The organism is Sneathiella glossodoripedis JCM 23214, assembly GCF_000616095.1.
In the GTDB taxonomy this organism is placed as follows: domain Bacteria; phylum Pseudomonadota; class Alphaproteobacteria; order Sneathiellales; family Sneathiellaceae; genus Sneathiella; species Sneathiella glossodoripedis.
Genome location: NZ_BAMS01000007.1, coordinates 59,903 through 74,187 on the forward strand (window position 1 = coordinate 59,903; position 14,285 = coordinate 74,187).

Annotated in this window: 15 protein-coding genes; 13 read left to right on the plus strand and 2 right to left on the minus strand. The window is 45.9% G+C overall.

Annotation, left to right across the window (positions count from 1 at the left end):
- The first annotated feature begins 128 nt into the window (after nt 1-128).
- From JCM23214_RS17575 to JCM23214_RS17615, 10 genes are all read left to right on the plus strand, one after another.
- On the plus strand, nt 129-1,055 hold the full coding sequence (locus JCM23214_RS17575; RefSeq protein WP_037493951.1) for a TRAP transporter substrate-binding protein: 927 nt from the start codon (nt 129-131) through the stop codon (nt 1,053-1,055).
- A gap of 59 nt (nt 1,056-1,114) precedes the next feature.
- Complete coding sequence (locus JCM23214_RS17580; protein ID WP_025900084.1) at nt 1,115-1,681, plus strand: TRAP transporter small permease; 567 nt, start codon at nt 1,115-1,117, stop codon at nt 1,679-1,681.
- A complete protein-coding gene (locus JCM23214_RS17585; RefSeq protein WP_025900085.1) occupies nt 1,681-2,976 on the plus strand; it encodes a TRAP transporter large permease in 1,296 nt (431 codons plus the stop codon). Before JCM23214_RS17580 ends, JCM23214_RS17585 begins: the two co-directional genes overlap by 1 nt.
- Nucleotides 2,977-3,002: 26 nt before the next feature.
- Nucleotides 3,003-3,137 (plus strand): hypothetical protein, encoded by a 135-nt coding sequence (locus JCM23214_RS26195; RefSeq protein ID WP_267879436.1) that lies wholly within the window; start codon nt 3,003-3,005, stop codon nt 3,135-3,137.
- Nucleotides 3,134-3,517 (plus strand): winged helix DNA-binding protein, encoded by a 384-nt coding sequence (locus JCM23214_RS21685; RefSeq protein ID WP_199899729.1) that lies wholly within the window; start codon nt 3,134-3,136, stop codon nt 3,515-3,517. Before JCM23214_RS26195 ends, JCM23214_RS21685 begins: the two co-directional genes overlap by 4 nt.
- A gap of 47 nt (nt 3,518-3,564) precedes the next feature.
- Nucleotides 3,565-6,405: an intermembrane phospholipid transport protein YdbH family protein gene (locus JCM23214_RS17595; protein WP_025900086.1), complete on the plus strand. Its 2,841-nt coding sequence runs from the start codon at nt 3,565-3,567 to the stop codon at nt 6,403-6,405.
- Between the two features lie 17 nt (nt 6,406-6,422).
- Nucleotides 6,423-6,626: a YnbE family lipoprotein gene (locus tag JCM23214_RS17600; RefSeq protein ID WP_025900087.1), complete on the plus strand. Its 204-nt coding sequence runs from the start codon at nt 6,423-6,425 to the stop codon at nt 6,624-6,626.
- An 88-nt stretch (nt 6,627-6,714) separates the two neighbouring features.
- On the plus strand, nt 6,715-6,993 hold the full coding sequence (locus tag JCM23214_RS17605) for a YdbL family probable chaperone protein (RefSeq protein ID WP_051548246.1): 279 nt from the start codon (nt 6,715-6,717) through the stop codon (nt 6,991-6,993).
- A gap of 175 nt (nt 6,994-7,168) precedes the next feature.
- Nucleotides 7,169-8,233: an S-methyl-5-thioribose-1-phosphate isomerase gene (mtnA, locus tag JCM23214_RS17610; protein ID WP_025900089.1), complete on the plus strand. Its 1,065-nt coding sequence runs from the start codon at nt 7,169-7,171 to the stop codon at nt 8,231-8,233.
- Nucleotides 8,234-8,348: 115 nt separating this feature from the next.
- A complete protein-coding gene (locus JCM23214_RS17615) occupies nt 8,349-9,380 on the plus strand; it encodes a glutathione S-transferase N-terminal domain-containing protein (RefSeq protein WP_025900090.1) in 1,032 nt (343 codons plus the stop codon).
- A gap of 23 nt (nt 9,381-9,403) precedes the next feature.
- Here JCM23214_RS17615 and JCM23214_RS17620 read toward each other — a convergent pair whose 3' ends face one another.
- Nucleotides 9,404-10,024: an alternative oxidase gene (locus tag JCM23214_RS17620; RefSeq protein WP_025900091.1), complete on the minus strand. Its 621-nt coding sequence runs from the start codon at nt 10,022-10,024 to the stop codon at nt 9,404-9,406.
- Between the two features lie 206 nt (nt 10,025-10,230).
- Between JCM23214_RS17620 and JCM23214_RS17625 the strand changes: the two genes are divergently transcribed.
- The gene (locus tag JCM23214_RS17625) at nt 10,231-11,145 is read left to right on the plus strand and encodes a DMT family transporter (RefSeq protein WP_025900092.1); all 915 of its coding nucleotides are present in this window, start codon (nt 10,231-10,233) and stop codon (nt 11,143-11,145) included.
- A gap of 37 nt (nt 11,146-11,182) precedes the next feature.
- Entirely contained in the window at nt 11,183-11,422 is a 240-nt protein-coding gene (locus JCM23214_RS17630) for a hypothetical protein (RefSeq protein WP_025900093.1), read from the plus strand.
- A 3-nt stretch (nt 11,423-11,425) separates the two neighbouring features.
- On the opposite strand, the gene JCM23214_RS17635 is transcribed toward JCM23214_RS17630, so the two are convergent.
- Complete coding sequence (locus JCM23214_RS17635; protein ID WP_025900094.1) at nt 11,426-13,339, minus strand: flavin-containing monooxygenase; 1,914 nt, start codon at nt 13,337-13,339, stop codon at nt 11,426-11,428.
- A 154-nt stretch (nt 13,340-13,493) separates the two neighbouring features.
- On the opposite strand from JCM23214_RS17635, the gene JCM23214_RS17640 reads away from it, so the two are divergent.
- Nucleotides 13,494-14,249 (plus strand): SDR family NAD(P)-dependent oxidoreductase, encoded by a 756-nt coding sequence (locus tag JCM23214_RS17640; RefSeq protein WP_025900095.1) that lies wholly within the window; start codon nt 13,494-13,496, stop codon nt 14,247-14,249.
- Nucleotides 14,250-14,285 lie beyond the last annotated feature (36 nt).

Genomic DNA, 14,285 nt, shown 5'->3' on the forward strand with positions numbered 1-14,285 from the left:
GACGCTAAAATAACATTGACAAAACGTCAACGTTTTTATATCGTTTTTCCGTTAATTACAGAAACGACAGGGAGTCGGACCATGAAAACGATTAAAATGATTGCCGCGGGCGCAGCTTCGCGGCGGGAATTGCTGTTGCGGGAACTGCTAGCGCTGAAAGCTGGGATATGCCAACCCCATATCCGGATAAAACCTTCCATACGGTCAATATCAGTGAGTTTGCAAAAGACGTAGCCGTTGCTACCGATGGCAAACTTGACATCAAGCTTCACACCGCAGCATCACTATTCAAGCATGGTGAAATTAGTAAAGCGGTTCGCGGCGGCCAAGTTCCAATCGGCGAATTTTTTCTGGGTCTGCTGACCAACGAAAACCCTGCTTTTGGTGTAGATACCCAGCCATTTCTGGCAACCAACTATGATGACGCCAAGAAACTTTGGGCGGCTCAGAAGCCTGTTGTCGAAAAATTGTTGGATAAACAGGGCATGATGCCACTTTTCTCTGTACCGTGGCCACCACAGGGGCTGTACACAAAGAAAGAAATCAAAACAGTTGAAGACTTAAAGGGACTTAAGTTCAGAACCTATAATTCAACACTTGAAAAATTTGCTCAAGCAGCCGGTGCTGCGCCTACACAGGTCGCAGTTCCTGACATTCCTCAGGCTTTCTCAACAGGTCGTGTTGAAGCAATGATTACGTCGCCTTCAACTGGTGCCAACTCAAAAGCTTGGGACTTCCTGTCACATTACACAGACATTCAGGCTTGGGTTCCAAAAAATATCGTTGTTGTGAACAAGCGGGCATTTCGTAAACTGGACAAAGATGTCCAGGATGCAGTGTTGAAAGCAGCAGCTGCTGCTGAAAAACGCGGTTGGGAAATGAGCATGGCGGAAACTGAAGCCAAAGTGAAAATTCTGAAAGAAAACGGCATGACGGTGGTTACACCTTCCGCTGAATTGATGGACGGCTTGAAAAAAATTGGCACGCAAATGCTCGAAGACTGGAAGCAGTCTGCAGGTAGTGACGGCGAAGCCATCCTGAAAGCATATAAATAAGTTAGCGTTACTAAGGCGGCTTCGGCCGCCTTATGTTTTTTTACGACTGGGGAGTTGGGATGAGGCTAGTCTTAAACAGCCTGTATAAAGGCGGTGGGTTGCTGGGCGCTTTTTTCATATTGCTAATCGCAGTGCTCGTAGTTGCGCAAGTATTCCTGAACATGATTGATCGAGTGGCCGGTTTGGTGTTCGAAGATGCGATTGGTTTGACGATACCGTCATATTCCGATTTCACAGGCTTCTTTCTGGCGGCATCTTCTTTTTTGGCCCTCGCATACACCCTGCGTGAAGGAGGGCATATTCGGGTCACTCTGGTATTGCAGCAGTTACCTGAAAAAATTCAGCATCTGGCCGAAATTTGGTGTCTGGTGTTTGTGTCTGCCATTACAATTTTTGCAACCATCTATACCGGCTTTCTCGTACATGAATCCTGGGTTTATGAGGATATGTCCTCAGGTATGGTCGCTGTCCCGATCTGGATCCCCCAGTCTTCTGTTCTATTGGGTCTGGCCATTCTGTCCATTGCTTTGATTGATGAGTTGATAACTGTGCTGCGTGGCGGTGCGGCAAGTTATGAGGGTAAAGGCGAAAATCTCCTCGAAAAGCTGGAAGAGGAGGGGCTTTAATGAACGAAATCACACTCACAGCCTTATTGCTGATTGTCCTTTTACTTCTGCTGAGTTCGGGAATATGGGTTGCCTTTTCCCTGATGGCCGTCGGAATGCTGGGAATGGCCTTGTTCAGTGGCGCCCCCTTGGGTGATGTGCTGGCAACGACAATTTGGGGGCATAGTAACAGCTGGGCGCTTGCCGCTTTGCCACTATTCATCTGGATGGGCGAAATCCTCTTCAGATCCCGCCTTTCTGAAGACATGTTTACCGGCCTGTCGCCATGGATGGGGCGCATGCCGGGTAAATTATTGCATGTCAATATCATCGGTTGTGGCATCTTTGCAGCGGTATCCGGGTCATCAGCGGCAACTGCGGCAACGGTCGGAAAACTTTCCATACCGGAGCTTTCAAAACGGAATTACCCTGAAAATCTGGTTATTGGAACTTTGGCTGGGTCGGCAACTCTGGGCTTGCTCATTCCACCCTCCATTATTCTGATTGTTTACGGTGTGGCGACAGAGCAATCAATTGCACGCCTGTTTATTGCAGGGGTCATCCCAGGCATATTACTGGTGTTATTGTTCGTCGGGTTTGTCATGATTTGGGCCCTGTTAAACCGCGGGAAACTTCCTCCGGAAACAACGCGCTATACACTAGCGGAAAAAATGTACGCCTCGCGCAGGCTCATTCCTGTCATCCTGTTAATTGTTGGGGTCATGGGCTCCATTTATGCTGGCATTGCATCTCCAACAGATGCCGCAGCGGTGGGAGTTTTGCTGGCGCTGGTCTTGTCTTGGTCAACGGGGTCCCTTAACCGGGATACGTTCTTTCAAGGGCTGATGGGGGCGACCAAGACCTCCTGCATGATTGCCTTTATCCTCGCAGGGGCCGCGTTTCTGACGGTTGCGATGGGGTTCACCGGGATACCAAAGATGCTGGCGACCTGGATTGGGACGATGAACCTCTCCCCGTATGAGCTTTTGTTCGCGCTCACTATTTTCTTTGTGATACTGGGCTGCTTTCTGGATGGAATTTCGGTGGTGGTTTTGACAACTTCCGTCATTATGCCCATGGTTGAACAGGCCGGAATTGATCCTTTATGGTTCGGAATTTACATCGTCATTGTCGTCGAAATGTCGCAAATCACACCCCCTGTCGGCTTTAACCTGTTCGTTCTGCAATCACTTACAGGGCGCAATATTTTAAATGTCGCCAAATCAGCGCTGCCGTTTTTCCTGCTTATGTTTATTGCGCTCGGTGCGATAGTCGTTTGGCCTGATCTGGTGACTTATCTGCCAAATAATATGTAGGCTGGCTCAAAAACAAGGAGACAAAAATGACTGAAGAGCACACACCTCATATCGTATCCTCAGAACATCTGGCCTCTGAAAAGGGATGGCAGATGAGCGAGCTCGAGTATGGTTTGGTCATGGCATATAACGCTTTAACCGTTGGATGGTTCGCTGTATGACCGCGGTGGGCTATAGCGATTTTAATGGGCTGGATATTCTGGTGCTCCATAACGTCAATCATCGTTCCAGAGAAAAGCGGTTGGTGGATGTTGGGTTTATGCTGAATGTGGAAGATAGCCATACAATTAATTACTCCATGAAAAAACTTGTGAAAGCCGAATTGATTGAAGGCACCAAGCGGGGCAAGGAGATGTTTTACAAGACCACTGCCAAGGGCCAGAAAGTCTGTCAGGAATATCGTAAAATTCGTGAGCTCTGCCTTGTGGAAACAGCCAGTTCCACTGATCGGAACTTTGCAGAAATCAGTAAATCCGCAACTGTGCTTCGGGGGGTTTCCGGTTTGTATGATCAAGCGGCCCGGGCCGCTGCATCCATTTAACGAAAAACTGCTTTGGACATTTGAAGCGATCCGTTACGCTTCATAAAATGCCCAAACAGAGATCTCCAATTCCGCTTAAAATAACTTCGCTGCAAAAAATTGCAGCGGTGTTTGCCTTTATTGTACTGGTGCTGGGCAGCATTTGGTTTGCCCGCATTTCAATTGCTCAATTTTTCTCAACCGTTGCTTTTGATATTCTAGGAATTGAAGAGGCCGAGTTGCAGATTGTTGATCTGAATTTTACAAAACTTCAGATCAAAACCGCAAACCTGTCAGATGTCATTCAGGCAAGCGATGTGACTGTGGAGTTTTCACCCGCAGACCTTGTTGAGGGTGTGGTTCGCAAAATCACCGTTAGCAACCTGTCGATAAATATATCTGATTTACAACATCCGGCATTTGAAAAACTGATGTCTCTGGCCAGTACTGAGCAGAACATCTCGTCGCCCCAACAAGTGCTGGTTCCTCAAATTCAGATTGGTAATTTTCATATTTTTGAGGATACCGACGCCAGATCTATCGATTTAACAGGATCGGCTTCGCTTGGTAGAGATGGAAATATTGATGTGAATGCACTGGCTTCCGGTCATCTGCAGGCTAGTGATAATGTAATTGCCTTGTCTGACGGAAAACTGTCCGTTTCAGGTTCAGCGACAAGTCAGGAGTTTGCGGTAAAACTTGCTCAATTCAAAATTGGGCAGCGAGGCGAAAATCCACTATTTACACCGATGCAGTTGGACGGCGAAGCTGCCGTCTCAAGCACGCATGCTTCTTTGAATATGCAGCTTGCGACCCAGGATCAAACCAAACTTATTGAACTGAGTGGAGAACTTGATCCTGCAAATCTGAGCGGTGAGATATCCTATGTCATTGATGATTTGGTGTTCAGTGAAAATGGATTGCAACCCTTTCATTTATTCCCGGAACTTTCAGCTTTGCCAAAAATTTCAGCGGTCCTCAGCGGTACAGGGCAGGGAGAACTAACGGCAGATCAGTTTGAAATTGACATGCAGAATTCTCTTAAAAGGATTAGCGTTTCCTTGGGAAAGAGTGAAATTTCGGCTCCTCTTCTGGCCCAGAACTCCCGGCTGCAGATTGTGACCACAGGCGAATTCAACATCATTGATGGATCAGTGAGTGTTCCTACTGTTGCAATCCATGCAGGAGGAGAAAAAATCTTGGCAAAGAACTTTACCGCCAAGATTGCAAATAGCACGAAAAATCAAGTGCAGATAGCAGTCACAGGAGTGCTCGAAAACCCGGTAGAGGTTCCTGTTTTTCCAGCTTCGAAAGTGGATGCAAAAATAAATTTATCCAATAATATTATTGGTTTAATCGGAACTGTTAAATCAATTAATAAAGGGTTTGGGATTGTTTTTGATGCGAGGCAGAATTTGCAAACGCAAACTGGTTCAGCAAATTTTCAACTGCCACTTATGACAATTGGGCAAGGTGGCGCCAGCCCCTCTCAGATAAACTCATTATTGGCGTTTCTGGATGGCAAACTCTCTGCCCAGGTTGCGGCGAAAGGGAAAGCTGAATGGGATCGCCATTTTTCCCCGGAATTTGAACTATCTGCAAATCTGAGTGAAGGCTCCTATCAGGATAAAAATATCGTTTTTTCAGCAACGTCCTTTGCTGTATCTGCGCCAAAATTCAGATTGGATCAAAAATCAGAATTAACGGTGTCTAATTTTATCTCCCGCATCGGAGCCAACGATAATTTCTTTGACGTCACACTTTCCGAAATGGTGTTAGAGGTTGGCAAAGATTTTACTGGAATGGGTATTGAGTTCGAAAATGCAAAGCTGCACCCTTTGCAGGAAAATCCCTTAAAGCCAGTCGTCTATCTCAGCACCAGTTCAAAAACCGATTTCAAAGTACTCCAACTGAATTCCGTTTTCAGGTCAGATTTGATCGGGGATTTCTTAACAGCGGAAGGCCGATATGATTTTGATAATGCTACCGGCGAAATTCATGCCCAACTCCCTACAGTTCAGTTCGGGCCCAATGGTTTGAAACTTTCCAGTATTTTGAAAGAACCACCTGAAAACATGACTATTGAGGGTGGCGTCGGGGCAAATATTGTGCTTTCGGTTAAAAACGGGATAACTGATGGTCAGGGTGAGCTTGTCATCGATGATCTTTCCATCGAGCAAGAGGGATCTAAAATATCAGGCTTAAACGGAACAATAGATTTTGCAGGCCTTATTCCGTTAAAAACTGCACCGGCACAATATGTAGAGGCGCGCCAGATAACGGCGGGGATCCCACTACAGGAGCCTAAACTCACCTTTGCGATCGAACAGACAGATAAAGGGCCCGTTTTGAAAATTGATCGGATGATCATGAATCTATTCGGCGGGGCTGCAGAGATAAATAACGAAGTAATTGATCCCTCAGCCAAAGTGAATAGCTTGAAAGTCTATCTAACCAATCTTTCAGTTGAGCAGCTCGTTGCTCTGGGTGATTTACAGGATGTTGTCGCTTCCGGCAGTTTAAAAGGAGTTATTCCCCTGCAATTTGATGGTGAAAAACTGATTATACCCGATGCCCTTCTTGAAAGTGAGGGGCCTGGACGTTTAAGCGTTAAATCAGAAGCTGCGCGTCAGGCGTTATTGTCTGGCGGCTCTCAGACAAAGCTCTTTTTCGATATCCTTGAAAATTTCAACTATTCTGAACTCTCACTCATCATACGAAAACCGGCAAGCGGTGAGGATGTCGTCACATTACATACCAAAGGGTCAAACCCGGAAGTTGAAAATAGTCGTCCGGTTATCCTCAATGTCAATCTTTCGACAAATTTGGATCGTATCTTTGGGACAATTCTGGATGGCTATCGCTTGTCCGAACAGGCGCTACGTGCTACTTTGAAGGGTAGAAAATAATGGTCAGGGGATGCGATTTGAAGAAACCGGATTTATCTTTTGCAGCGTTGCTCGCTATTTCTGCGTTAATGACTGCAACAGCCTGTTCGCCAACGGTAAAAGTTGAAGCTCCTGCAGAGCCAATAACAATTAACCTTAATATCAAACTTGACGCAGAAGTTCGGTTGAAAATCGAAGAGAAAGCAAAAGAAGATATTCAAGCTAATCCGGGAATTTTCTAACATGACCTACTTATCCAAAAGGCAGCCCATGACACGCAGAAATTTCGTAAGAACTGTTTTCGGAAGCTTTTTTCTGGCGGCTTCACTAATGATAATATCACCGGCATTAGCTGATGATCTGGATCAACTTCGCAGCGCCGGTACGGTCGGAGAGGCATTTGACGGTTATGCCAGAGCCAGATCTGACTCAGCCAAAGATTTTGTGGCTACTGTGAACGCCAAGCGCCGGGAAATTTACGCTAAACGAGCTCAAAAAGAAGGGGTTAGCGTAGAGCAGGTAGGGCGTGTTTATGCCGCAGAAATTATAAAAAAGGCGCCTGATGGGACGTGGGTGTTGTCTGAAAGTGGCAAATGGACTCAAAAATAACGCAGGATTTGCGAAGATATCGCGGCTTGAATTTCGCTAATTAATCTGTCCCTGCATTACTGTTGGCGCGGGACAGGTTCTTTGGACGAGATTTAAATTCTGGCACGGTTCAATTTTCCGCTAAAATAATAAACCGATGTCGTGAGTGATCCAAATCTCAAAATTGGTGAGAAAAATGAACAAGGTACAATTGCTTCCCAAATCGCTGCCCAAAGCCATCCGGTGGGAGGATAACAAGCTGTACCTTCTGGATCAGACGCGCCTTCCTGCTGAAGTTGTGTTTGAGCAGCAGAAAGATGAAAAGCAGGTCTGGCAATCCATTCGACAGTTAAAAGTCCGCGGTGCTCCTGCAATTGGGATTGCGGCGGCATATGGCCTTTGTGTTGCGTTGGAGCCTTTTAAAGACGCGGATATATCCGATTATAAATCAAAATCTCTCGCATTTGCGGATTATCTAGGTGATGCACGACCGACCGCTGTAAACTTGAGGTGGGCAATGGACCGCTTGAAGGAGATGGTTGTCCAAACTGATTTGGCTGATACTTCCCAGCTACATCAACAGTTAATTCAGGAAGCGGAAAAAATACATGCGGAAGATATTGTGCTTTGTCTTGGTATGGCTCGCAATGGTTTGCCTCTGATTAAACCCGGAATGGGAATATTGACCCATTGCAATGCTGGTTCACTGGCAACCTCAGAACTTGGAACAGCAACAGCGCCAATGTATCTGGCTCATCAGAACGGGATACCTTTTAAAGTCTATGCCGATGAGACGCGGCCCTTGCTTCAGGGTGCACGCCTGACCTCTTGGGAATTACAGCAGGCGGGTATTGATGTCACCTTGATCACCGATAACATGGCAGCTCACCTAATGAGCCAAGGCCTCGTCGATATGGTGATCACAGGTACTGATCGTGTTGCCGCAAATGGTGATGTAGCAAATAAAATTGGTACGCTTGGCGTTGCTATTTTGGCCAAACATTTCAGTATTCCATTTTATGTTGCCTGCCCATCTTCCACAATCGATCTGAACTCGGCTACGGGTGAGGATATTCCAATTGAAGAACGTGAGGCGGGTGAAGTGACAACATTTGCCGGGGTGTCAACCGCGCCAGAAGGAATTCAGGTCAGGAACCCGGCATTTGACGTAACACCTAATAACCTTGTTAGTGGTTTGATTACGGAAAAAGGGTTAATTACAGCACCCTATCGGGAAAAACTGGCAGATATGTTTGGCTAGCGTCTCTTTGCTCCTGGTAAATGAGATTTCACTTTTTGTCTGAAGGGATACTTGCTCTGCAGCGGTAAGTGGTTTTAGTATCATCTAAAAGAAAAACAAGAACGGGAAAAACCACATGTCGATGCAGGGAATGCAACTTCTAAAAGGCTCTCCAGCCTCTCCATATACGCGTAAAATGACGGCCTTGTTAAGATATCGGCATATTCCTTACAGGTTGCTGCTGACGGAGGCGGATGAGCTTCAAACACTGCCCAAACCGAAAGTTCCCTTGCTTCCAACTTTTTATTTTGAAGATGAAAATGGGAAACTGGATGCTGCGGTCGATAGCACTCCTCTGATTAGGCGGTTTGAGAAAAGCATCACCGGGAAATCCGTGATCCCGAACGATCCAGTGATTGAGTTTCTTGATTTTCTGCTCGAAGACTTTGCTGATGAGTGGCTTACGAAAGCAATGTTTCATTATCGTTGGTATTACTCCGATGATATAGAAAAAGCAGGGAATGTGTTACCTCGCTGGCGGAATATAAAGCCCGCTGATGATGACCAGCTCTTGCAATTGAAACAGGAATTTTCCAATCGTCAGATATCGCGACTTTATGTTGTTGGATCTAATGAGGTAACTGCGCCGGTTATTGAGGGGAGCTATAAACGATATATTAAAGCCCTGAATGCCCATTTGCAGAATTTTGCCTTTTTATTCGGAAGGCGCCCGGCGGCTGCAGATTTTGCAGCTTATGGTCAGCTCACTCAGTTGGCGAAATTTGATCCGACACCCGCCAAATTAACGGAAAAAATGGCTCCGCGCGTATATGCATGGGTCGATATGGTCGACGATTTATCCGGCTTGACAGTGTCTGAGGATGATTGGCTGAGTGGTAATGAAGTCCCTCCAACGCTTCTTGAAATTTTGAAGGAAGTTGGCCGTGGATATGTTCCGGTTATGCTGGCAAATGCCAAAGCGCTTTTGGCGGGGCAAAAGACCGTTGAAGCTGAAGTTGAAGGAAAAGCATGGGTGCAGGATCCGTTCCCTTATCAAGGGAAATGCCTGCAATGGATCAGGGAAAAATTTGAAAGCTTGTCTGAGCAGGATCAAAAACGGGTTTCAGCTATTCTTGAAGAAACCCGTTGCCGTGATCTGCTGGGATAGCAAAATTCATTTTTGATAAGTGTCTAGTTCAGCTCATCTGCAAACGCATGATTGACGTCGCGGTGTCCTGCTTCATCCTCGCGGACGGCCAAAATAACATCGCGTAAACGGGCTTCTTTTGGCAGGTTCCAGTAATCGATCGCAATCTGTGGCGCTTCTACATTTTCATGACGTCCTGCATCCAATTCCTGCAGGTAAGCCGTGTAACTGATTACAGCTTCCTCTTCAAAATAGCCTACCACCCGATGCGCTGTTTTCGGTGACAGAAGATATAGGAAGAAGAAACAGTTATAAAATATGGCCTGGACAATCATGATCAGAAATCGCTCAAACGGGGTGGGTTTGGAAATTTCTACAAAAGTCATTAGATGCATCCTTTCGTTTTCGGCTTCATCCAATAACGTTTTAATCCAACCTTTATCATCCTGAATATGTCGCAGAGATTTCAGATGTTGCAATAGTCCGCCCACCATACCAGGAACCGCTGCAACGGTTTCAAGCACAACAGCCCTGTGACCATAGCGTTTGCGGAAAAACAGATCAGCGAAAAACCGGAGTAGCTTCACGAAAGAATATGCAAAGCGGTCGCTGAGATCTCTTGGGGGAACATGCAATTCTATATTCGGTTTTGAGGCTGAATTCATAATGTGCTCCAATCTTACCGATAATACGCTTAAACCAAAGATAGGTAATTCTTCTGGAATTTCACTGTGACATGACGCCGCAAGTTATTGACGCTTCGATCCAAATCGAAACAAGATGGAGAAAAGTCTGCTATTATGATCTTTATAGAAGAAGTGCAGATGTGGTTGGTCACATCAAAAAACGATAATAAGAAAGCGCATACATAATGGAACCTCAATCTAGGCCTGTCCTATGGATAGAATTACTGCTTCTTTGTGTATTGGCGCTTTTATGGGGGTCTTCCTATCTTTTCCTCAAAGTCGCTGTTACAGAAATTCCTCCTATCACTTTAATTGCCTATCGGGTGAGCGGTGCTGCCGTTTTCCTTTTTCTGGTGATTTCTATCCGGCGCGAAACGCTCCCACGCGATACTAAAAGTTGGAAGATGCTGCTTATTCAGGGCTTCTTGAATAGCTTCGGCGCTTGGGTGCTCCTCGCGTGGGGGCAACAATTTGTAGATAGCGCTCTTACAAGTGTTCTGAATTCCACGTCACCCATATTCGTATTTTTAATTACAGTATTTTTAACACGTCATGAAAAAGTAGGGTTGTTGAAGATTACCGGGGCGATCATAGGTTTAGCTGGCGTCATAATGATTGTGGGGGTTGAAGCCCTCTCAGGCCTTGGCGAGGAAGTAGCAGGGCAATTGGCAGCCCTTGTCGCTGCAGCCCTTTACGGTGGGGCTGCAATCTATGGTAAACGTTTTACTCATCTGAGTGCAGGTGTGACGGCGACCGGGACCATGATTTGGTCTGTTATCGTACTCGTTCCAGCAAGCCTGTTGCTTGAACAGCCATGGACTTTGACGCCTTCATTTAAGGCGGTTGCAGCGGCAACAGCATTGTCCATCCTGTGTACGGGCGTCGCTCTGTTAATATATTTTCGACTGGTGAAAACTCTTGGCTCCCTTGGAACTGCAAGTCAGGCATATTTACGTGCTGGATTTGGTGTCATGTTGGGGGTGATTTTTCTGGGTGAACAAATTTCGCCCATGGTTGCAATTGGTCTATTCGCCGCGATTGTTGGCGTCGCGGCCATCAATTTTCCAGATCGGAAAAATGCCAGCAAAGTCAAAATCTGATATAGACTAAGGGGTAAAGCAGTTTGGAGATAAACAGATGCCTACCCAAACAACCAGACTTAAACAGAAGGCGGCGCCTTGGGTCAGGCTGATATTGCCAGCCCTTAGCGTTGTCGTAGGATTAGCCATTTGGCTTAGAGTTGGCAGCTTCTGGGCACTTGTCTTCCCGTTCTTTTTATTTTTTATAGGCACATATCTGGGCAATCAGATTTTTGATCGCTGGGCATCACTGGATCAGAAAAAAGAAGATATTAGATACCGGATTGACACGGAGTAGGGATTAAGCCATTCGGTAATCATCGCACTGGACGGTTTTTGTCATCCGCCAGTAATCCACCAGTCGCCAGGGGGATACAGATACAATTCGGCCGCTGGAATTTTGGTACCAGTTGGTCACTCCGCTATGTGTCCACACCATTTGCTCATGTTCCTGATCGACTTTTTCATTATAGTGATCATGGGCTTCCTGCTTCACTTCGATTTCCGTTAGCCCCTTTTCCATCATCTGTATCAAGCAACTTGTTATATATCTCGCCTGACATTCGATATGAAAAATCATACTGCCACCATGAGCGAGGTTTGTGTTGGGACCGTAAAACATAAAGAAATTGGGAAAATCTGGCGCGACCATCCCAAGATATGCCCGCGGATCATCATTCCAGCAATCCTGTAATGCCTGACCTTTTTTGCCAAATATCTGAAAAGACCCAAGCAGATTACCTGCTTGAAAGCCTGTCGCGTAAATAATTACGTCCGCTTCATGCTGCTCGTCATTTGTGTCCATCACGCCTGTTTCAGTAATCGCTTTTACCCCCGCTGTATGCAAGGATACATTGGGTTTTTGCAGCATTTCGCACCAGTGGTTATCGATCAACATACGCTTGGCGAAAGGAGGGTAGGCAGGAATAACTTTTTCAAGCAGGTCCTCGCGATTGTTCAAAGCCGATCTCAGGTTTTCGATATACAGATTGCGGTGCCGGTGATTTTCAGCATTTAGGGATATTTCGGCATCGGGCCAGTCAGGGTCCTTGTGCAGTGACTCCCATATTCCATCACCATAGCTCCAGAAAAGTCGAAACCGATACCAGTTCTGATAAAATGGTATATTGCGAAGCAGCCATTTTTTTCCGTCGCCGACCGTGCGATGATAATCAGGCAGAATTCTGATCCAATGGGGAGTTCGTTGCAGAATTTTTAAGGACTTTACTGTTTTGGCGATTTCCGGACAGAATTGCATTGCCGACGCACCGGTTCCAATCACCAGAACATTTTTATCTTTCAGTGAAACATCATGGCGCCATCTGGCGGAATGAAAAGACGGCCCCTCAAATTTGTCTGTACCTTTAAAATCTGGAATTTTCGGCTGGTTCAACTGTCCTGTTGCGCTCACCAGATATCTGCAAGTCAGAGGTTGGCTAGTTCCATTTTCGTCGGTAAGTATCAAATCCCAGGTCTTGTTTGCACAGTTATAGCGGGCTGTTTTCAAGCTATGCGAAAAACGAATATGTTTTATGATATCAAACTCTTGTGCCACTTTTTTGATATAGGAATGGATCTCGTTCCTTTTGGAATAATAGGCGGACCAGTCGTAATTGGGTGCGAATGAAAATGAATAAAAATGATTGGGGGTATCCACACCGCAGGCGGGGTAGGTATTTTCAAACCAAGTTCCGCCAAGGCTGTCATTCTTTTCATAGATCGTGAAAGGAATACCTGCTTTTTGCAGATGAATGGCAGCGCAAATTCCAGACAACCCGGCACCGATTATGACTACATGATTTTCCGCCAGTGAACGTGCATCTGGTTTTGCAGTCCATTTGATATGTTTGTCGAGTGTGTTCTCAAATCCCATATCCTCAAGGAACATGGGGACATACTCCTCGCCAACCGGTTCACCCACATAAATCGATAGCATTCGTTGAAGTGTTTCAGGGTCGGGTAAGGGAGCCAGCTCCTGCTTTCCATCGCGAATATCGCATATCAGTTCGAAAGCGCGTTCACGAAGCTCAGACTGAAATTCTGGTGGCATATGTCGCAGCCCGTCCAGACTTTTGGAAGGCAGATGAGGACCTTCCAGAAACGCCAGGTCGCCACTTAACTGGCATAGCGTTAGCAATAGAGTTGGGTAGTTAGCCTCCTTGAGGGCCTCTTTAAGTTCGTGATCTTTTATATGTTTGAGTGTGGCAATGGTCATTTGGTTTTTGGTTATTGTTTTCTTTCTTAATTTAAAGATTAGCGGAAAGTTTGCGAAAAGGGAATTTACATTTTGTTGATATAAAAAGTTCCTGTGGTTAATCTCAAACTGTTGTTTTGAAATGAATTAAATAAAAACGAAAAAGGACAATAAGATGGGGGAATTCAGTGGGAAGAATGTGTTTGTTACAGGCGGAGCGTCTGGAATTGGCCATGCAACAGCTTTAAAATTTATTGAACAGGGCGCTACTGTTCTGATCACTGACCTTAACGAGAAAGCGGGCACTGAAATCGCCAATAATCACGAAAACCTGTTTTTTGCACCGCATGATGTGGCTGATGAAAAGAGTTGGCAACAGGCTATCGCAAAAATGAAATCCATTTGCGGCTCAATGGACATATTGGTTAATTGCGCCGGTGTTTCCTTTTCTGACCCACTTGAGGACATGACGCTCGAGCGCTGGCGGCAACAACAGGCTGTAAATGTGGACGGTACTTTTTTGGGGGTTAAATACGCCATTCGCGAAATGAAAGAGCGCAAAGGAGCAATTGTGAATATCGCATCCATCGCATCAGATGTCGGTATCTTTGCCGCAGTGGGGTATTGCGCCACCAAAGGCGCTGTAAAATCTCTTACCAAGGCAGCGGCGTTATATTGCGCCCAGTATAAATATGATATTCGCGTCAACGCCATTCAGCCAGGTTATATAGAAACACCGATGGTAACCGATGTCCTCCACATCAATAAAGACGCAGAAAGGTTGGCGCAGAAACTGAAAAAAATGCATCCGCTGGGGCATTTTGGTGAGCCTGACGATATTGCTCATGCGATTTTGTTTGCAGCCTCTGACAGGGCGAAATTCATGACAGGTACGTCGATACCTGTTGACGGTGGCTATCTGGCTCAATAAGACAGTAAGGCTTTCCTTTTCTCTTCGGAGCATTCT

Bases quoted from the DNA above. Each gene is read 5' to 3' on its own strand.
- JCM23214_RS17580 (WP_025900084.1), top strand. From the start codon at position 1,115: ATGAGGCTAGTCTTAAACAGCCTGTATAAAGGCGGTGGGTTGCTGGGC.
- JCM23214_RS17585 (WP_025900085.1), top strand. From the start codon at position 1,681: ATGAACGAAATCACACTCACAGCCTTATTGCTGATTGTCCTTTTACTT.
- JCM23214_RS26195 (WP_267879436.1), top strand. From the start codon at position 3,003: ATGACTGAAGAGCACACACCTCATATCGTATCCTCAGAACATCTGGCC.
- JCM23214_RS21685 (WP_199899729.1), top strand. From the start codon at position 3,134: ATGACCGCGGTGGGCTATAGCGATTTTAATGGGCTGGATATTCTGGTG.
- JCM23214_RS17595 (WP_025900086.1), top strand. From the start codon at position 3,565: ATGCCCAAACAGAGATCTCCAATTCCGCTTAAAATAACTTCGCTGCAA.
- JCM23214_RS17605 (WP_051548246.1), top strand. From the start codon at position 6,715: ATGATAATATCACCGGCATTAGCTGATGATCTGGATCAACTTCGCAGC.
- mtnA (WP_025900089.1), top strand. From the start codon at position 7,169: ATGAACAAGGTACAATTGCTTCCCAAATCGCTGCCCAAAGCCATCCGG.
- JCM23214_RS17615 (WP_025900090.1), top strand. From the start codon at position 8,349: ATGTCGATGCAGGGAATGCAACTTCTAAAAGGCTCTCCAGCCTCTCCA.
- JCM23214_RS17620 (WP_025900091.1), bottom strand. From the start codon at position 10,024: ATGAATTCAGCCTCAAAACCGAATATAGAATTGCATGTTCCCCCAAGA.
- JCM23214_RS17625 (WP_025900092.1), top strand. From the start codon at position 10,231: ATGGAACCTCAATCTAGGCCTGTCCTATGGATAGAATTACTGCTTCTT.
- JCM23214_RS17630 (WP_025900093.1), top strand. From the start codon at position 11,183: ATGCCTACCCAAACAACCAGACTTAAACAGAAGGCGGCGCCTTGGGTC.
- JCM23214_RS17635 (WP_025900094.1), bottom strand. From the start codon at position 13,339: ATGACCATTGCCACACTCAAACATATAAAAGATCACGAACTTAAAGAG.
- JCM23214_RS17640 (WP_025900095.1), top strand. From the start codon at position 13,494: ATGGGGGAATTCAGTGGGAAGAATGTGTTTGTTACAGGCGGAGCGTCT.